Origin of the sequence: Streptomyces sp. CCM_MD2014 (genome assembly GCF_000772045.1) — a bacterium.
GTDB lineage: Bacteria > Actinomycetota > Actinomycetes > Streptomycetales > Streptomycetaceae > Streptomyces > Streptomyces salinarius.
This window is the reverse complement of the sequence record NZ_CP009754.1, coordinates 7,097,448-7,114,814: the sequence shown is the minus strand read 5'-3', so window position 1 is coordinate 7,114,814 and position 17,367 is coordinate 7,097,448. Positions and strand designations below refer to the sequence as shown.

At 71.9% G+C, this 17,367-nt stretch carries 16 protein-coding genes and 1 tRNA gene; 3 read left to right on the top strand and 14 right to left on the bottom strand.

The window, feature by feature from the left end:
• Nucleotides 1-20: 20 nt before the first annotated feature.
• The 9 genes from ruvA to pgsA form a co-directional block, all read right to left on the bottom strand.
• Entirely contained in the window at nucleotides 21-626 is a 606-nt protein-coding gene (gene ruvA, locus NI25_RS31750; RefSeq protein WP_061445747.1) for a Holliday junction branch migration protein RuvA, read from the bottom strand.
• Nucleotides 623-1,189 carry a crossover junction endodeoxyribonuclease RuvC gene (gene ruvC / locus NI25_RS31745; RefSeq protein WP_061445746.1) on the bottom strand — a complete coding sequence of 189 codons (567 nt, stop codon included), beginning with the start codon at nucleotides 1,187-1,189 and terminating at the stop codon, nucleotides 623-625. The genes ruvA and ruvC overlap by 4 nt, the downstream gene beginning before the upstream one ends.
• A gap of 108 nt (nucleotides 1,190-1,297) precedes the next feature.
• Nucleotides 1,298-2,050 (bottom strand): YebC/PmpR family DNA-binding transcriptional regulator, encoded by a 753-nt coding sequence (locus tag NI25_RS31740; RefSeq protein WP_061445745.1) that lies wholly within the window; start codon nucleotides 2,048-2,050, stop codon nucleotides 1,298-1,300.
• A gap of 47 nt (nucleotides 2,051-2,097) precedes the next feature.
• Nucleotides 2,098-2,706 carry a pyridoxal 5'-phosphate synthase glutaminase subunit PdxT gene (gene pdxT, locus NI25_RS31735; protein WP_061445744.1) on the bottom strand — a complete coding sequence of 203 codons (609 nt, stop codon included), beginning with the start codon at nucleotides 2,704-2,706 and terminating at the stop codon, nucleotides 2,098-2,100.
• A 12-nt stretch (nucleotides 2,707-2,718) separates the two neighbouring features.
• Nucleotides 2,719-3,630, bottom strand: coding sequence for a pyridoxal 5'-phosphate synthase lyase subunit PdxS (gene pdxS / locus NI25_RS31730; protein ID WP_061445743.1), 912 nt, complete (start codon nucleotides 3,628-3,630; stop codon nucleotides 2,719-2,721).
• A gap of 149 nt (nucleotides 3,631-3,779) precedes the next feature.
• Complete coding sequence (locus tag NI25_RS31725; RefSeq protein WP_061445742.1) at nucleotides 3,780-4,322, bottom strand: hypothetical protein; 543 nt, start codon at nucleotides 4,320-4,322, stop codon at nucleotides 3,780-3,782.
• A gap of 40 nt (nucleotides 4,323-4,362) precedes the next feature.
• A complete protein-coding gene (locus tag NI25_RS31720; protein WP_061445741.1) occupies nucleotides 4,363-5,526 on the bottom strand; it encodes a glycosyltransferase family 4 protein in 1,164 nt (387 codons plus the stop codon).
• Nucleotides 5,523-6,452, bottom strand: a complete 930-nt coding sequence (locus NI25_RS31715) for a phosphatidylinositol mannoside acyltransferase (protein ID WP_061445740.1) — start codon at nucleotides 6,450-6,452, stop codon at nucleotides 5,523-5,525. The genes NI25_RS31720 and NI25_RS31715 overlap by 4 nt, the downstream gene beginning before the upstream one ends.
• The gene (pgsA, locus tag NI25_RS31710; protein ID WP_061445739.1) at nucleotides 6,449-7,117 is read right to left on the bottom strand and encodes a phosphatidylinositol phosphate synthase; all 669 of its coding nucleotides are present in this window, start codon (nucleotides 7,115-7,117) and stop codon (nucleotides 6,449-6,451) included. The genes NI25_RS31715 and pgsA overlap by 4 nt, the downstream gene beginning before the upstream one ends.
• Nucleotides 7,118-7,389: 272 nt before the next feature.
• Here pgsA and NI25_RS31705 point away from each other — a divergent pair, with 272 nt between their 5' ends.
• Nucleotides 7,390-9,588, top strand: a complete 2,199-nt coding sequence (locus NI25_RS31705) for an elongation factor G-like protein EF-G2 (protein ID WP_061445738.1) — start codon at nucleotides 7,390-7,392, stop codon at nucleotides 9,586-9,588.
• Nucleotides 9,589-9,909: 321 nt separating this feature from the next.
• Nucleotides 9,910-11,565 carry a hypothetical protein gene (locus tag NI25_RS31700; RefSeq protein ID WP_061445737.1) on the top strand — a complete coding sequence of 552 codons (1,656 nt, stop codon included), beginning with the start codon at nucleotides 9,910-9,912 and terminating at the stop codon, nucleotides 11,563-11,565.
• A 129-nt stretch (nucleotides 11,566-11,694) separates the two neighbouring features.
• On the opposite strand, the gene NI25_RS31695 is transcribed toward NI25_RS31700, so the two are convergent.
• From NI25_RS31695 to NI25_RS31680, 4 genes are all read right to left on the bottom strand, one after another.
• Nucleotides 11,695-12,243: an HIT family protein gene (locus NI25_RS31695; RefSeq protein ID WP_061445736.1), complete on the bottom strand. Its 549-nt coding sequence runs from the start codon at nucleotides 12,241-12,243 to the stop codon at nucleotides 11,695-11,697.
• 88 nt (nucleotides 12,244-12,331) lie between these two features.
• Nucleotides 12,332-14,308, bottom strand: coding sequence for a threonine--tRNA ligase (thrS, locus tag NI25_RS31690; RefSeq protein WP_061445735.1), 1,977 nt, complete (start codon nucleotides 14,306-14,308; stop codon nucleotides 12,332-12,334).
• A 92-nt stretch (nucleotides 14,309-14,400) separates the two neighbouring features.
• Nucleotides 14,401-15,675, bottom strand: a complete 1,275-nt coding sequence (locus NI25_RS31685; RefSeq protein ID WP_061445734.1) for a hypothetical protein — start codon at nucleotides 15,673-15,675, stop codon at nucleotides 14,401-14,403.
• Nucleotides 15,672-16,238, bottom strand: a complete 567-nt coding sequence (locus NI25_RS31680; RefSeq protein WP_061445733.1) for a DUF4365 domain-containing protein — start codon at nucleotides 16,236-16,238, stop codon at nucleotides 15,672-15,674. The genes NI25_RS31685 and NI25_RS31680 overlap by 4 nt, the downstream gene beginning before the upstream one ends.
• A 171-nt stretch (nucleotides 16,239-16,409) precedes the next feature.
• On the opposite strand from NI25_RS31680, the gene NI25_RS31675 reads away from it, so the two are divergent.
• A complete protein-coding gene (locus tag NI25_RS31675) occupies nucleotides 16,410-17,135 on the top strand; it encodes a 3'-5' exonuclease (RefSeq protein WP_061445732.1) in 726 nt (241 codons plus the stop codon).
• Between the two features lie 142 nt (nucleotides 17,136-17,277).
• On the opposite strand, the gene NI25_RS31670 is transcribed toward NI25_RS31675, so the two are convergent.
• Nucleotides 17,278-17,349, bottom strand: a tRNA-Val gene (locus tag NI25_RS31670).
• Nucleotides 17,350-17,367 lie beyond the last annotated feature (18 nt).

Sequence of the window (17,367 nt, the reverse complement as noted above, 5' to 3'; positions counted from 1 at the left end):
GTCGGTGGTGGCGGGCGTGGTCAGCGGGCGCGGTTCAGCGTCTGCAGGGCGGCCTTCAGCAGCACGCCCACCTGCGGGGTGCCCTCGGCGGACTCCGCCTGCGGCGCGACGGCGGCGACGGCCTCGTCGGCTTCGCGGGTGGCGTACCCGAGGCCGATCAGGGCGGCGTGCAGCTGGTCGCGCCAGCCGGTGCTGACCGGTGCGCCGACGGCGGGGGCGCCGATCGGTTCGCCGAGCCGGTCCTTCAGCTCGAGGAGCAGCTTCTGGGCACCCTTCTTGCCGATGCCGGGGACGGCGGTGAGCGCCTTCTCGTCGCCGGTGGAGACCGCTCTGCGCAGGGCGTCGGGCTGGTGCACGGCGAGCATGGCCTGCGCGAGGCGGGGGCCGACGCCGCTGGCCGTCTGGAGCAGCTCGAAGACCTGGCGCTCGTCGTCGTCGGCGAAGCCGTAGAGGGTGAGCGAGTCCTCGCGCACGACGAGCGAGGTGGCGAGCTTGGCGGGCTTGCCGAGCCGCAGGGTGGACAGCGTGTTCGGCGTGCACTGGACGGCCATGCCGACGCCGCCGACCTCGACCACCGCGGCGTCGGGGGCGAGGGCGGCGACGGTGCCGCTGACGAAGGCGATCATGCGGGGCGGCCTTTCGACGGGTGGGGGGTCTGCGGGCGGCGGACGCCCTGGGCGGTGTGCAGGGCCACGGCCTGCTGGAGCCGGTTCTGCGCGGGGGCGCGCCAGATGTGGCAGATGGCGAGCGCGAGGGCGTCGGCGGCGTCGGCGGGCTTGGGCGGGGCGGCGAGCCGGAGCAGGCGGGTGACCATGGCACCGACCTGGGCCTTGTCGGCGCGGCCGCTGCCGGTGACGGCGGCCTTGACCTCGCTGGGCGTGTGCAGGGCTACGGGGATGCCGCGCCGGGAGGCGCACAGGATCGCGACGGCGCTGGCCTGGGCGGTGCCCATGACGGTGCGGACGTTGTGCTGGCTGAAGACGCGCTCCACGGCGACGAACTCCGGCCGGTGCTCGTCCAGCCACCGCTCGATGCCCTGCTCGACGGCGACGAGGCGGTGACCGAGGTCGGCGTCCGCGGGCGTGCGGACGACGCCGACGCCGACCATGGTGAGCGGCCGGCCCGCGACGCCCTCCACGACACCGACCCCGCAACGGGTCAGCCCCGGGTCCACCCCCAGCACGCGCAACGCGGGCCCCTCTCGTCGATCACCTGTTTGTGCAGGCTATCGGGTGCCACCGACAAGGCGACGGGCCGACGGGGTGTGTCCCCGTCGGCCCGCTGAGCAGGGGACGCCTTACGCGTCGACCTTCTCCATGACCTCGTCGCTCACGTCGAAGTTGGCGAAGACGTTCTGCACGTCGTCGCTGTCCTCGAGGGCGTCGATGAGCCGGAAGATCTTCCGGGCGCCCTCCTCGTCCAGCTCGACCTGCATGGTCGGGACGAAGTTGGCGTCGGCGGACTCGTAGTCGATGCCGGCCTCCTGGAGGGCGGTGCGGACCGCGACCAGGTCGGTGGCCTCGCTGAGCACCTCGAAGGACTCGCCGAGGTCGTTGACCTCCTCCGCACCCGCGTCCAGGACGGCGCCGAGGACGTCGTCCTCGCTCAGCTCGCCCTTGGGCACGATCACGACGCCCTTGCGGTTGAACAGGTACGACACCGAGCCCGGGTCGGCCATGGAGCCGCCGTTGCGGGTCATGGCGACGCGGACGTCGGAGGCGGCACGGTTGCGGTTGTCGGTGAGGCACTCGATGAGGACCGCGACGCCGTTGGGGCCGTAGCCCTCGTACATGATCGTCTCGTAGTCGGCGCCGCCGGCCTCGAGGCCCGCACCGCGCTTGACCGCGGAGTCGATGTTCTTGTTCGGGACCGACTGCTTCTTCGCCTTCTGGATGGCGTCGTACAGCGTCGGGTTGCCGTCGACGTCGGCACCACCCATGCGGGCCGCGACCTCGATGTTCTTGATCAGCTTCGCGAAGAGCTTGCCGCGCTTGGCATCGATGACGGCCTTCTTGTGCTTCGTCGTGGCCCATTTAGAGTGGCCGGACATCTGCCTGTCTCCTTCGCGTAACCCGTCTTTGTGCGAACGGAGGAATCCTACAAGGACTCCGCCGCCCGGTTCGCGCGCACCATGTCGGCGAAGAACCGGTGCACGCGGTGGTCGCCGGTCAGCTCCGGATGGAACGACGTGGCCAGCGCGTTGCCCTGGCGGACGGCGACGATGTGGCCGTCGTGCTCGGCGAGCACCTCGGCGGCCGCGCCCACGGACTCGACCCAGGGGGCGCGGATGAAGACGCCCTCCACGGGATCGCCCTCGACGCCCTTGACGTCGACGGCGGCCTCGAAGGACTCGTTCTGCCGGCCGAAGGCGTTGCGGCGCACGATCATGTCGATGCCGCCGACCGTCTCCTGTCCGGAGCGCGGGTCGAGGATCTTGTCGGCCAGCATGATCATGCCGGCGCAGGTGCCGTAGACGGGCATGCCGTCCCGCACGCGCGCGCGGAGGGGCTCCATCACGCCGAAGAGGACGGCGAGCTTGGAGATGGTGGTGGACTCTCCGCCGGGGAGGACGAGGCCGTCCACCTCGGCGAGTTCTTCGGGGCGCCTCACCGGCCTGGCCACGGCGTCGGCCACGGCCAGGGCGACGAGGTGCTCCCGTACGTCGCCCTGGAGGGCCAGGACGCCGATGACGGGGGTGTCACTCATGGATCGGGTGCCTTACCAGCCGCGGTTGGCGTAGCGCTCGGTCTCGGGGAGGGTGTCGCAGTTGATGCCGACCATGGCCTCGCCGAGGTTGCGGGACGCGTCCGCGATGATCTTCGGGTCGTCGTAGAAGGTGGTGGCCTTCACGATCGCGGCGGCGCGCTTGGCCGGGTCGCCGGACTTGAAGATGCCGGAGCCGACGAAGACGCCCTCGGCGCCGAGCTGGCGCATGAGCGCGGCGTCGGCCGGGGTGGCGACACCGCCGGCGGAGAAGAGGACGACGGGCAGCCTGCCCAGCTCGGAGACCTCCTTCACCAGCTCGTACGGGGCGCGCAGCTCCTTGGCGGCGGCGTACAGCTCGTTGTTGTCACAGCCGCGCAGGCGGGCGATCTCGTTCTTGATCTGGCGCAGGTGCCGGACGGCCTCGACGACGTTGCCGGTGCCGGCCTCGCCCTTGGAGCGGATCATCGCGGCGCCCTCGGCGATCCGGCGCAGGGCCTCGCCGAGGTTGGTGGCGCCGCAGACGAAGGGGGTGGTGAAGGCGAACTTGTCGCTGTGGTTGACCTCGTCGGCCGGGGTGAGGACCTCGGACTCGTCGATGTAGTCGACGCCGAGGGACTGCAGGACCTGGGCCTCCACGAAGTGGCCGATGCGGGACTTGGCCATCACCGGGATGGAGACGGCGTTGATGATGCCCTCGATCATGTCCGGGTCGGACATCCGGGCCACGCCGCCGTCCTTGCGGATGTCGGCCGGGACCCGCTCCAGCGCCATGACGGCCACGGCGCCCGCGTCCTCGGCGATCTTCGCCTGCTCCGGCGTGACGACGTCCATGATGACGCCGCCCTTGAGCTGCTCGGCCATGCCGCGCTTCACGCGGGCGGTGCCGGTCTCGGGTGCCTGGTTTTCGGAGAGCGTGCTGGACACGGGTACCTCGCTGAGGGGAAGGGGGTTTCTGCAGCAACGAGGAAACGTGAGGCGAGCAGGCCACAGCAAGGGCCAATGGGAAGGCGGTGGATCGTTTTCCCTTCCCGGCGCTTCCCAGTGCTTCCCAGCGCTTCCCGGTGGACCCCGTACTACGCCGCCCGCTCGACCAGGGCGGCCGGCGGCTCGTCGTCCATCTCGAAGGCCAGCGGGAAGGGCGCGTGCCCGGCGAGACGGAACCAGCGGACCTTGCGGTGCTCGCGCAGCCTGCGGGCGGCCCCCACCGCGTCGTTGTGGAAACGCCGGGCCATCGGCACCCGCCGCACGGACTCGGCCAGTTCGTGGGCGGCCGCCTCTCCCCCGGGCGCCTCACGCAGCGCGTCCACCTGCTGCGCGTCGGCGAACACGGCGCGCAGGGCCTGGCTCAGCTCGCTCTCGGCGACCTCCCGCAGCTCCTCCTCGGCCTGCCGGGCGGCGTGCGCGGCCTCGTAGAGGACCATGGAGGCGGCCGGGTCGAGCACGCCGGAGGTGGCGAGTTCCTGGGCCACGGACGCCCTGCGCAGCAACTGCGCGTCCAGGGCGGCCCGGGCGGCGTCGATCCGGGCGTGCAGCCGGTCCAGGCGGCCCGCCGTCCAGCTCAGGTACAGGCCGACGGCGACGAGGACGACCAGGATCCAGATGAGGGTTGCGGTCACGGGCCGCAAGCCTATCCGTGGGCGGGACGGCCCCGGCGGTTCAGTCCCTCGCCAGGCCGAAGCGGGCCCGCAGACCCGTCGCCCGGTCGTCCGTCGCCACCGCCGCCGCTCCCGCGGTGACCGTCTCGTAGACGGACAGGATGTCCGCGCCGACGGTGGACCAGTCGAAGCGCCGTACGTGGGCGCTGCCCCGCTCCCGCAGGGCGGCACGCCGCTCCGGGTCGCCCAGCAGGCGTACGGCCGCCTCGGCCAGGGCGTCGGCGTCCTCGTTGGGGAAGAGCTCGCCGGCCGCGCCCTGATCGAGGACCTGGGCAAAGGCGTCCAGGTCGGAGGCGAGGACGGGGGCGCCGGCCGACATGGCCTCGACGAGGATGATGCCGAAGCTCTCGCCGCCGGTGTTGGGTGCCACGTACAGGTCGACGCTGCGCAGGAAGCGGGCCTTGTCCTCGTCGCTGATCATGCCGAGGAACTCCACGCGGGAGCGCAGTTCCTTCGGCAGGCTCTCGACGGCCTCCTCCTCGTCCCCGCGGCCCGCGACCAGGAGCCGGGTCTGCGGGCGGGCGGCGAGAATCGCGGGCAGCGCCCGCATGAGCACGGGCAGACCCTTGCGGGGCTCGTCGATGCGCCCTATGAAGCCGATGGTGTCGCCCTGCCACTCGGGCCTGGGCTCGGCGTCGGCGAAGAAGTCGACGTCGACGCCGTTGGGGATGACGACCGCGTCGCCGCCCAGGTGCTCGACGAGCGTGCGCCGGGCGTACTCGCTCACGGCGATCCGCGCGCTGATCTTCTCCAGGGCGGCCTGGAGGATCGCGTACGCGGCGATCATCGCGCGGGAGCGCGGGTTGGAGGTGTGGAAGGTGGCCACGATCGGGCCCTGCGCCGCCCAGCAGGTCAGCAGGCCCAGCGAGGGCGAGGTCGGCTCGTGGATGTGGATGACGTCGAAGGCGCCCTCGTGCAGCCAGCGCCGCACCCGCGCCGCCGACAGGAACCCGAAGTTCAGCCGGGCCACCGAGCCGTTGTACGGCACCGGCACCGCGCGGCCCGCGGAGACGACGTACGGGGGCAGCGGCGTGTCGTCGTCGGCCGGGGCGAGGACGGACACCTCGTGGCCGAGCCGGATGAAGTACTCGGCGAGGTCCCGGATGTGGAACTGGACGCCGCCCGGCACGTCCCAGGAGTACGGGCAGACGATGCCGATCCTCACCGGTCGCCCCGCTCGCGGGCCCCGGGCGCCTTGGCCGGGTCGAGATCCTTGAGCCACAAACGCTGCAACATGTGCCAGTCCTCCGGGTGGTCGGCGATCCCCGTGGCGAAGGCGTCGGCCAGCGCCTGTGTCATGACAGACGTCTTTTCGGCCCGGGTGCCTGACCCGGGCACCTCGACCGGCGGGTGCACCCGGCCCCGCATCACGGGTGAGTCGTCGTACCAGAGCGTCACCGGCAGCAGCAGCGCGCCCGTCTGCTGGGCGAGCAGGGCGGGGCCGGCGGGCATCCGGGCCGTCTCGCCGAAGAAGTCGACCTCCACGCCGGAGGCGGACAGGTCGCGGTCGGCGACGAGGCAGACCAGGCCGCCGTCGCGCAGCCGCCGGGCCAGCGTGCCGAAGGCGCTGCCGCCGCTGTGCGGCAGGACCTCCATGCCGAGACCCTCGCGGTAGGCGACGAAGCGGTCGTACAGCGTCTCCGGCTTGAGGCGCTCGGCGACGGTGGTGAACGGGATGCCGAGCTTCGTGGTGACCCAGGCGCCCGCCAGGTCCCAGTTGGCCAGGTGGGGCAGGGCGAGTATCACGCCCTTGCCGGCGGCCATGCCGTCGGTGAGGTGGTGCAGGTCCTTGGGCGCGAAGCCGCCCTTGATCCGCTCGGTGCTCCACGCGGGAAGCCGGAAGGACTCCATCCAGTAGCGCAGGTACGAGCGCATGCCCGCGCGCGAGAGCGCGGCGAGCCGCTCGGGGCTCGCGCCGGGCACCACGCGCGCGTAGTTGCTCTCCAGACGGCGCACTCCCGTGCCGCGCTGTTTCCAGGCGAGGTCGCCGATGGTGCGTCCGAGGCGCACGGCGGCGGGCTCGGGGAGCTTCTTCACGGTGCTCCAGCCGGCGCCGTACAGACCGTCGGTCAGCCGGTCCCGAGCGCTCACTTGGCCGCCTCGGTGCCCTGGCTCTCCTGCGCGGCGGCGTCCGCCTCGGCGGCCTCCCGGCGCACCGTGACGACGCGCTGGACCAGCGTGACGAGGCTGCCGACGGCGACGATCCACAGGGCGATCGGCAGCAGGTACTGGATGCCGGGCACACCGAACTTGTGCAGCCCGGCGAATCCGGCGGCGACCAGCGAGACGACGAGGCGCTCGGCGCGCTCGACCAGTCCGTTGACGGCCACCGGCAGGCCGATCGCCTCGCCGCGCGCCTTGGTGTACGACACCACCTGGCCGCTGGCCAGGCAGAAGATCGACACCGCGCAGAGCACGTTGTCGTCACCCGACCCCGCGTACCAGAGGGCGAGGCCGCCGAAGATCGCGCCGTCGGCGACCCGGTCGAGGGTGGAGTCCAGGAAGGCGCCCCAGCGGCTGGAGCGGCCCAGCTGGCGGGCCATGTTGCCGTCGACGAGGTCGGAGAAGACGAAGAGCGTGATCACCACCGTGCCCCAGAAGAACTCGCCCCTGGGGTAGAAGACCAGCGCACCCGCGACCACACCGGCGGTGCCGATCAGCGTGACCGTGTCCGGGCTGACGCCCCGGCGGATGAGAAACGCGGCGAACGGTGTGAGGACACGCGTGAAAAATGCACGCGCGTACTTGTTCAGCATGGCCTTCTGGCCTTCCCGACGGTCGGTGTGGCGCCGCGGCCCCTGCTGGCCGCCGGCTGGCCCATCGTAGTCACGCGCGCGCGTGGGCGGTGGCCGGGCGCCCGGAGCCGCCGGTGAGCAGCCGGCCGGCTCCGGGATCGGGCCCTTCGTATGGACGGGGCGTGACGGGAGTGGAAAGCTCGAAGGACCGCGGGCGTCGCCGGAGCCGCCAGTGCACGCGGTCCCGCGTGTCCGCGCCCACAGTGACCTCACCGTGCACGGGAGGCAAGGACATGGGCGACAAGGCACACACCCATCCCGGAGCCGCCGGAAGGGCAACGGCGGCCGACCACCCCGCGTCCGTACGGAACGTGGTGCTGGTCGGCCACTCCGGATCGGGCAAGACGACTTTGGTGGAAGCTCTCGCGCTGACGACGGGAGCGGTGAACCGGGCCGGCCGCGTGGAGGACGGCGGCTGCGTCTCGGACTACGACGACATGGAGCACCGCCGGCAGCGCTCCGTGCAGCTCTCCCTGGTGCCGGTCGAATGGGACGGCATCAAGATCAACCTCCTGGACACTCCCGGGTACGCCGACTTCGTCGGTGAGCTGAGGGCCGGTCTGCGCGCGGCGGACGCGGCCCTGTTCGTCGTCTCGGCCTCCGACGGCGTGGACGGCGCGACCCGCATGGTCTGGGAGGAGTGCGCCGCCGTCGGCATGCCGCGCGCCATCGTGATCACGCACCTGGAGGCCGCCCGCGCGGACTTCGAGGAGATGACGCGGACCTGCGCGGAGGCCTTCGGCGGCGACGACCCCGACGCCGTACTGCCGCTGTACCTGCCGCTGCACGGCCCGCCCGCCCCCGACGGGCACGCGCCCGTGACGGGGCTCGTGGGCCTGCTGTCGCGCAAGCTCTTCGACTACGCGTCGGGCGAGCGTGTGGCGTCGGAGCCGGGTGAGGCGGAGCTGCCGCAGCTCGACGAGGCCCGTTCCCTCCTGATCGAGGGGATCATCTCGGAGAGCGAGGACGAGACGCTCATGGAGCGCTATCTCGGCGGCGAACAGGTCGACGTCAAGACGCTCGTCGAGGATTTGGAGCGCGCCGTCGCACGCGGAGTGTTCTTCCCCGTGCTGGCCGCCGCACCCGCCGCCGACGGCGCCCGGCAGGGACTGGGCACGGTCGAGCTCCTGGAACTGATCACACGCGGCTTCCCGACACCCCTGGAACGCGCGGCGCCCCGGGTCACGACGCCCGAGGGCGCGGGGCGTGAACTGCGGATGTGCGATCCCGGGGAGTCGCTGGTCGCGGAGGTCGTCAAGACGTCCTCGGACCCGTACGTCGGCCGGATCTCGATGGTCCGCGTCTTCTCCGGCACCCTGCGCGCCGACCAGACGGTGCACGTGTCCGGACACGGGATGACCGACCGCGGGCACGAGGACCACGACGTCGACGAACGGATCGGTGCCCTGTCGACCCCGTTCGGCAAGCAGCAGCGGCCGGTCACGCACGTGATCGCGGGCGACCTCGCCTGCGTGGCCAAGCTGTCCCGCGCGGAGACCGGGGACACGCTCTCGGACAAGGACGACCCGCTGCTGATGGCGCCCTGGGAGATGCCGGACCCGCTGCTGCCGCTCGCCATCCAGGCGCACAGCAAACCCGACGAGGACAAGCTCTCCCAGGGGCTGGCCCGGCTGGTCGCCGAGGACCCGACGATGCGCCTGGAACACAACCGGGACACCCACCAGGTGGTCCTGTGGTGCCTGGGCGAGGCCCATGCCGACGTGGCGCTGGAACGGCTGCGCAGCCGCTACGGCGTCCAGGTCGACGTCGTACCCCACCGGGTCGCCCTGCGCGAGACGTTCGGCGGCCGGGCGGCCGGGCGCGGGCGGCACGTCAAGCAGTCCGGCGGGCACGGGCAGTACGCCGTCTGCGAGATCGAGGTGGAGCCGCTGCCGGGCGGCTCGGGCATCGAGTTCGTGGACAAGGTCGTCGGCGGCGCCGTGCCCCGGCAGTTCATCCCGTCCGTCGAGAAGGGCGTACGCGCGCAGGCCGCCAAGGGCGTCGCCGCGGGCCACCCGCTGATCGACGTGCGGGTCACACTGCTGGACGGCAAGGCGCACTCGGTGGACTCCTCCGACGCCGCGTTCCAGACCGCGGGCGCGCTGGCGCTCCGGGAGGCCGCGGCCGATGCGAAGATCCACCTGCTGGAGCCGGTCGCCGAGGTGAGCGTGCTGGTCGGCGACGACTACGTGGGCGCGGTGATGAGCGACCTGTCCGGGCGGCGCGGCAGGGTGCTCGGCACCGAGCAGACCAGCGGCGGCCGGACCCTGATCAGGGCCGAGGTGCCCGAGATCGAGATCGGCCGCTACGCCGTGGACCTGCGCTCCCTCTCGCACGGCACCGCCCGCTTCGACCGCCGCTACGCCCGGCACGAACCGATGCCGGCCCAGGTCGCGGAGCGGCTGCGCGAGGAGGTGCGGGCGGCGTCCTAGCGAACCCGGTCCTCCGGCGCGGCGCCCCGGCGGGTGCGGAGCCCGGGCCCTCGGTGGAGTTCCGCCGCACCGGAGGCCCGGGCTCCCCCGCACCGGAGGCCCGGGCTCCCCCGCACCGGAGGCCCGGGCTCCCCCGCTCCGGAGACCCCCCGGCGCGCGACCGCGCGCCCGGCGGTCAACCCGCGCGTGTGGGGGCTCCTTTGGCCGTCCCGTGACGCACGACGCCGCCGGCGGATACGCTGATGACCAGATCAACAGGTGTGCGGGGCAGGGAAGTCGGGAAGGCCGCAGGAGCGACAGTGGTGGCGATCGGGGGCGGGAATGACCGTTGACGGCGGTTACGCGGACTTCTTCGGACCGCAGGTGCCGCGCACGGACGACGGCGGCCAGACGGCCACGTTCGCGCTGGCCTCGGCCGCCTACCGGGACAGCGAGGCCGAGGAGATACTCAAGGCCAACAGCGAGTGGCACAAGTCGTCCGTGAGCAAGCCACGCATCAAGCTGTTCCGGCCCAATCTCGGCGAGGCCTACTCCCGCGCCATCATCGACCGGATGCTGGGCCCCAAGCGGGCCCCGCTCATCCAGTCCTTCGGCACCCAGCCCCAGGTGGTCGTGGAGCACAGCCTCGCGGCGCACCGCATACGCAGGGACCGGGACAACTGGCTGAGCGCCGTCATGGTGCTGTGCGGACTGCTGTTCCTGCCCGGACTGCTGGTCTGGCTCCTGGTCTTCCAGATCCGCACCACCGTCGCCCGGCGCGAGGACAAGCGGGCCGGCGCGCTCGCCACCACGGTCCTGCTCGCGATGGCCGTCCTCGCCGTGCTCTTCCTGCTCAAGATGCCCTTCGGCGGCTTCTGGGCCTGGTACGCGCGCGCCTGTGTCGTCGCCCCGGTGATCGGCTGGTTCTGGGCCAAGCGCATCTGCGAGCGCACGGCGCGCGACCTCCGGGAACGCTGGAGCGGCCTCCTGTCCGGTGCCGGGGTGGGCGCCAAAGTCCCCGAGGCGGTGCCGAGCAGCCCCGGCGAGACGGCCGCCGAGGAACTACGGCAGTCCCTGGCCCGGCTCAGCGCCGAGCAGCAGTCCAACTCCGTCTTCTACGCCGGGCCCAAGGGCATCCTCGGCATGGGCACCCGCTGGGGCAACTGGCAGCTCGCCGAGGAGCTGGTCCCCGCCGACCCGGACCGGGAGATCAACCCGTTCCGCAGCTGGGACGTCATCAAGGCCATCCACGACCGGCTGCGCATGCTGGAGCGCGGCCCGCTGCACACCGGCGGCTTCCCCAAGCCGACCGTACGCCACTGGATCGTGACCCCGATCGGTGAGAACGCCGACGCGGTGTCCCGGCCCGAGGGCACGGACGTCGATGCGTACCAGGTCAAGCAGCACGCCATACAGGAGATCTGCGACAAGCAGCAGTTCGGCGCGGGCGACCGGCACTACCTGGGCGTGCAGTGGACCCTGTGGGACGGCCAGCTGGTCATCTCCATGCTGATCACCGTGACGGTGCTGCACGAGACGCTGCGCATCGAGGTCACCGGGCATGCCCTGGGGCCGGTGCACTCCCTGTTCACCAGCAAGCCCGCCGCCAAGGAGAAGACGGTCCAGAAGTCGGTCAAGTTCTGGGAGACCCGCACGGTCAAGCTGCCGCTGGTCGACACCGACGAGGTGGTACGGCTGGCCGCGCGGGCCCCGCTGACCTGGTATCCCCCGCTGCTGTACTGGCTGGGCGGCAAGCTCACGCTGCCGGAGCCCTTCGGCGTGCGGCACGCCTGGGCGGACCGGCCGTGGCGGCACCGCTTCATGGCCGACGACGCGCTGCGCGCGGCCACACCGGTGCTGCGTGCGGTGCACTCGGCGGCGATCAAGGTGCTGAAGGAGAACGGCGTGGACACGGAGAAGTTCGGTGCCCGCGCGGGCGGCCTGAGCGGGGCGGTGCAGGAGGCGGTGCCCAAGAAGGCGGACGTCTACGACGCGTAGGCCTCCGGCGGTTGGGCCGGGGTTCGGAGCGGGCGTCCCTGGGGGCTGCGCCCCCAGACCCCGCTTCGGCCTGAACGGCCTCGTCCTCAAACGCCGGACGGGCTGGTTGGTCCGCCCCCCGGCCGAGCGCTAAGCCGTCGGCCAGGCCTCCGCCAGCATCTTGCGGGTGTCCCCCAAGAGCTGCGGCAGCACCTTCGTGTGGCCCACCACCGGCATGAAGTTCGTGTCGCCGCCCCAGCGAGGGACGACGTGCTGGTGGAGGTGGGCGGCGATGCCCGCGCCGGCCACGGTGCCCTGGTTCATGCCGATGTTGAAGCCGTGGGCGCCCGACGCGGTGCGCAGGGCCGTCATCGCCTGCTTGGTCAGCTCGGCCAGCTCCGCGGTCTCCACGGCGTTCAGCTCGGTGTAGTCGGCGACGTGGCGGTAGGGCACGGTCATCAGGTGGCCGCCGTTGTACGGGTAGAGGTTCAACACCGCGTACACGTGCTCGCCGCGCCGGATGATCAGACCGTCCTCGTCGGACTTGGCCGGGATCGAGCAGAAGGGGCAGCCGTCGTCGGCTCCGGGGCCGCTCGGCTTGTTCTCGCCCTGGATGTAGGCCATCCGGTGGGGCGTCCACAGACGCTGGAAAGCGTCCGGCGTCCCCACTCCCAGCTGCTGCTCCGGCTCACTCGTCATGCGTGCAGCATATGGCGTCGCCCGTGGCGGCCGGGAAAGGCCCCCGGGATCTCCCCGGGGGCCCGTCGCACGCCGGCGGACCGGGCGGTCAGACCTGCACCCGCTCCTCGACGACCTTCGCGATCTTCGCGATGGCCTCGTCCACGGGGATGCCGTTCTCCTGGGAGCCGTCGCGGTACCGGAAGGAGACCGCGCCGTTCGCCATGTCCTCGTCGCCCGCGATGACCATGAAGGGCACCTTCTGCTTCTGGGCGTTGCGGATCTTCTTCTGCATCCGGTCGGAGGAGGAGTCGACCTCGACACGCAGCCCCTTCCTCCTGGCGGCGGCGGCGAACTTCTCCAGGTACTCGACGTGGGCGTCGCCGATCGGGATACCGACCGCCTGCACCGGCGCCAGCCACGCCGGGAAGGCACCCGCGTAGTGCTCCAGGAGCACCGCGAAGAACCGCTCGATGGAGCCGAACAGCGCGCGGTGGATCATGACCGGGCGGGTCTTGGTGCCGTCCGCGGCCGTGTATTCCAGGTCGAAGCGCTCCGGCAGGTTGAAGTCGAGCTGGATGGTCGACATCTGCCAGGTTCGGCCGATGGCGTCCTTGGCCTGGACGGAGATCTTCGGGCCGTAGAAGGCGGCGCCGCCCGGGTCGGCCACCAGCTCCAGGTTCTGCTTCTCGGCGACCTGGCGCAGCGTCTCGGTGGCCTCTTCCCAGGCCTCGTCGGTGCCGACGAACTTCTCCGGGTCCTTGGTGGACAGCTCCAGGTAGAAGTCGGTGAGGCCGTAGTCGCGCAGCAGGTTGAGGACGAAGGTGAGGGTCTTGTCCAGCTCCTCCGACATCTGCTCGCGGGTGCAGTAGATGTGCGCGTCGTCCTGGGTGAAGCCCCGGGCCCGGGTCAGGCCGTGCACGACGCCCGACTTCTCGTACCGGTACACGGTGCCGAACTCGAACAGGCGCAGGGGCAGTTCACGGTAGGACCGTCCCCGCGCGTCGAAGATCAGGTTGTGCATCGGGCAGTTCATGGGCTTGAGGTAGTAGTCCACGCCCTCGTCGAGCTGCATGGGCGGGTACATGCCGTCGGCGTACCAGTCCAGGTGGCCCGAGGTCTCGAAGAGCTTCCCCTTCGTCGCGTGCGGGGTGTAGACGAACTCGTAGCCCTCCTCCTCGTGGCGGCGCCGCGAGTAGTCCTCCATGACCCGGCGGACGATGCCGCCCTTGGGGTGGAAGACGGCCAGTCCCGAACCGATCTGCTCCGGGATGGAGAACAGGTCCAGCTCGCTGCCGAGCTTGCGGTGGTCGCGCTTCTCGGCCTCGGCGAGGAACTCCAGGTGCGCCTTCAGCTCCTCCTTGGTGGGCCAGGCGGTGCCGTAGATGCGCTGGAGCATCGGGTTCTTCTCGCTGCCGCGCCAGTAGGCGGCGGCGTTGCGCATGAGCTTGAACGCCGGGATGTTGCGGGTGGTGGGCAGGTGGGGGCCTCGGCAGAGGTCCTTCCAGCACAGCTCGCCGGTCTTGGCGTCCAGGTTGTCGTAGATCGTCAGCTCGCCGGAACCGACCTCGACGTCCGCCCCGTCGTCGTGGGACGCGGAGCCCTTGAGGCCGATGAGCTCCAGCTTGTACGGCTCGTCGGCGAGCTCTTCGCGGGCGGCGTCGTCGGTGACCACGCGACGGGAGAAGCGCTGACCGCGCTTCTGGATCTCCTGCATCTTCTTCTCGATGGCCTTGAGGTCATCGGGGTGGAAGGGCTTCTCCACGTCGAAGTCGTAGTAGAAGCCGTCCTTGACGGGCGGCCCGATGCCCAGCTTGGCCTCCGGGAACAGCTCCTGCACGGCCTGGGCCATGACGTGCGCGGTGGAGTGGCGCAGGATGTTCAGGCCGTCCTCGGAGGAGATCTCGACGCCCTCGACGGTCTCGCCGTCCTTGACCTCGTAGGCGAGGTCCTTGAGCTCGCCGGCCACCCGCGCCGCGATGATCGAGCGCTGGCCGGCGAAGAGCTCGGCGGCCGTAGTGCCCGTCGTCACCACGCGTTCTTCCTGCTCCGAATCGCGTTGGATGATCACACGGACGTCTGACACCGGTCTCTCCTGACTGAAGGCGGGGCTGCGGCGCCATACCGGAGCGCACGCATGAGGGCGATCGTACCGACCCGGGCCCGCCCACCGCGAAATCAGTACCGGCTCTCGCCTCCGTCGCCGCAGGCCTCCTCGAGGAAGGCCGCGACCTCCACGTGCTCCTGCACGGCCTTGAGCAGCCGGTCCCGCTCCGCCTCGTCGACCTGTACGGGCGTGATCTCGCAGGCTCCGGTGAGCCGGCGGAACCCGCCCCGGCTCTCCAGCCGGCCGAGCACCCGCACCGGCAGCCCGACGAGGTGGGCGTGCCCGGCGATCCGGTAGGCCTCCTCGTCGAGCGCGACGCGCACGTGCGGCACCTCGGCCCCGGCCAGCACCCGCAGCCGTACGGTGCCCGGCCCGCGTGGTCCGGGCCGGCGCATGCGGACGACGGTGCCGGTGATCCGCACCGGGACGGAGGGCTCCGCGCGCAGATAGCGGGCGGCGGCCTCGCGCAGGGCGGGCAGGTCGCCGGGCGAGAACTCGACGGGTTCGGCGTGGGCGCCGCAGCCCTCGGGGACGCCCGCGGCCGGTGCCCAGCCGACCGCTATCCGGGCGCCCTCGGTGCCCCGGACCAGGGCGACGAGCGACTCGGTCAGTTCGTGGCTGACTCCCGCCGCGACGGCCGAGTCGAAGGCCTCGGTGCCACCGGTGGCCCGCCGGTAGTCGACGGCCTCACGCGCGGCGTACAGGGCCTGGTGGAGGCGTGCGGCGAGGGGGCGGCCGGTGTCGACGGGGAGGAAGGCCGTGAGCAGGCGGCCACCGGGGGCGGGTCCCACCAGGACGTTCTCCAGGGCCGCGTCCGCGGCGTGCCGGTGCCGGGCGCCGTAGTAGCCCGCACGGGCGCGCGTGGCGAGCGCGCCCGCGAGGAGCATCCGCCGGGCGGCGGAGCGCAGCTGTTCCTCCGCGGTCCAGGAGGCGGTGTCGGCGGGCCCGGTCGGGATGTCGCGTTCCCAGCGGATCTCGTCGCTGGGGACGGCGAGGGAGAGAAGGATCTCGCGGGCGGAGGGCGTGCCGCTGCGGGACAGGGCGTGCAGCGCCTCGGCGAGGAGGTCGTCGCTGTCGGGGAAGGCGCGGCTGACCGGTACCAGGAGGCTGGTGGCGCCGGCGGCCGGGCCGGGCGGGGTCCAGCGGCCGTAGCGGCCCGGGGCGCCGCCGCGGCGCCGCCAGCCGTGCCGGTGGAGCAGGGCGGTCAGCACGGTCGGGTCGACGATGCCGGGCTGGGACGGGAGACCGTCCGGGGTGACGTCGTCGGGGGTGTCGGCCGGGTGCGGCCGTACCGAACGCAGGGGCTGGACGGACCGCGGGGGTTCGCCGGCCGGGCGGTGCGTCATGGTTTCCCTCCCGTCCCGACCCGCGTCATGATCTCGCACAGCGCTCGGTCGTCGAAGATCCGCGCGGTCGGTATCCGCACGGTGGTGCGCCGCCGTCCGGTGACCGGATGGCCGGCGAGGTTGGTCCAATAGCAGCAGTGCCTGAGGTCGAGCCGGTCGTGGCCGGCGCGCAGCCACTGGTCCCGGGAGCGGGGGACGATCATCACGACCAGGATCTTGTGCACCGACACCGGGGTGCGGGCGAGCTTGGCCAGGTGGTCGTTGTCCAGGGTGAAGGAGAAGAAGCGGCCGGGAGGGTCCGGCGGGAGCTGGTAGGTCGCCTTGAGCTGCACCTTGATGGTGACCTCGTCGTCGACGGTGTGCCCGGGAGCGCTGTGGCTGACGTGCCAGTCGATGCCGTTGTCCGGGAAGGGCTGGGAGAGCGAGCAGCCCGCGGCGGCGGCGACGGCGTGGAGGTAGCCGACCTGCAGGGTCTCCATGCAGGCGGTGGTGGCGAGGGAGCCGCGTGGGGGCGCAGTGCGCTCCGGAAGCAGCCCGCCCCGTTCGGGCTGCGCAATGGCCATGACCAACAGCCTTCCAGAACTGGTGAATCCCCGCTGCGGGTCTGTGAACTGCAAAGACCCGTACTCCTGTTGTGTCCTTCCGGCGTACGTCGCAAACAGCCCGGGTATCACCGAACCGGGACAAGGGACGGCGCGTCAGCTGCCGTGCCGGGACGAGGAGTTGAGTGCCCTATGACGAGCTGGTTCGAGGGGCCGCTGGCCGCCTTCGACACGGAGACCACGGGTGTGGACACCGAGACCGACCGGATCGTGTCGGCGGCCCTCGTCGTCCAGGACGCGCCGGGACTGCGGCCGCGGGTGACCCGGTGGCTGGTGAACCCGGGTGTGCCGGTGCCCGAGGCGGCGACGGCGGTGCACGGACTGACCCAGGAGCATGTGGAGCGGCACGGGCGGTGGCCGGCGCCGGTGATGTACGAGATAGCCGAGGCGCTGACCGAACAGGCCCGCGCCGGGCGGCCGCTGGTGGTGATGAACGCGCCGTTCGACCTCACCCTGCTGGACCGGGAGTTGCGCCGGCACCGCGCCTCGTCGCTCGGCCGCTGGCTGGAGCGGACGTCGCTGCACGTGCTGGACCCACGGGTGCTGGACAAGCACCTGGACCGTTACCGCAAGGGCCGCCGCACCCTCACCGACCTGTGCGCGCACTACGGCGTGGAGTTGCAGGGCGCGCACGACGCGGCGGCCGACGCGCAGGCGGCACTGGAGGTCGTACGGGCTGTGGGGCGCCGTTTCCAGGCGCGGCTCGAGCGCCTGTCCCCCGCCGAGCTGCACACCCTTCAGGCGGTGTGGCACGCAGGTCAGGCGCGCGGGCTGCAGGCGTGGTTCGCGCTCAACGGCACGGAGGAGGCGGTGGACCCGGCCTGGCCGCTGCGACCGGAGCTGCCGGCGGCTGCGTGACCTTTTCCTCTCCGGCCCGGGACGACGCTGCGACGGGGGTGCGGGGGGGGCGGAGCCACCACAACGCGCGGCGAAGCCGCGCAGAAACGAAGAGAGCGACGTGGTCCGCGTAATCTGCGGACACACGTCGCTCTCGCGAGCGTGGGCGATACTGGGTTCGAACCAGTGACCTCTTCGGTGTGAACGAAGCGCTCTCCCACTGAGCTAATCGCCCGGGAACGCACTGAACAAT

What these genes read in the sequence shown, in the direction of transcription:
- NI25_RS31680 (WP_061445733.1), bottom strand. Translation starts at nt 16,238, where the DNA reads ATGGCCATTGCGCAGCCCGAACGGGGCGGGCTGCTTCCGGAGCGCACT.
- pdxT (WP_061445744.1), bottom strand. Translation starts at nt 2,706, where the DNA reads ATGAGTGACACCCCCGTCATCGGCGTCCTGGCCCTCCAGGGCGACGTA.
- NI25_RS31740 (WP_061445745.1), bottom strand. Translation starts at nt 2,050, where the DNA reads ATGTCCGGCCACTCTAAATGGGCCACGACGAAGCACAAGAAGGCCGTC.
- NI25_RS31675 (WP_061445732.1), top strand. Translation starts at nt 16,410, where the DNA reads ATGACGAGCTGGTTCGAGGGGCCGCTGGCCGCCTTCGACACGGAGACC.
- NI25_RS31695 (WP_061445736.1), bottom strand. Translation starts at nt 12,243, where the DNA reads ATGACGAGTGAGCCGGAGCAGCAGCTGGGAGTGGGGACGCCGGACGCT.
- ruvA (WP_061445747.1), bottom strand. Translation starts at nt 626, where the DNA reads ATGATCGCCTTCGTCAGCGGCACCGTCGCCGCCCTCGCCCCCGACGCC.
- NI25_RS31685 (WP_061445734.1), bottom strand. Translation starts at nt 15,675, where the DNA reads ATGACGCACCGCCCGGCCGGCGAACCCCCGCGGTCCGTCCAGCCCCTG.
- pgsA (WP_061445739.1), bottom strand. Translation starts at nt 7,117, where the DNA reads ATGCTGAACAAGTACGCGCGTGCATTTTTCACGCGTGTCCTCACACCG.
- NI25_RS31705 (WP_061445738.1), top strand. Translation starts at nt 7,390, where the DNA reads ATGGGCGACAAGGCACACACCCATCCCGGAGCCGCCGGAAGGGCAACG.
- NI25_RS31700 (WP_061445737.1), top strand. Translation starts at nt 9,910, where the DNA reads ATGACCGTTGACGGCGGTTACGCGGACTTCTTCGGACCGCAGGTGCCG.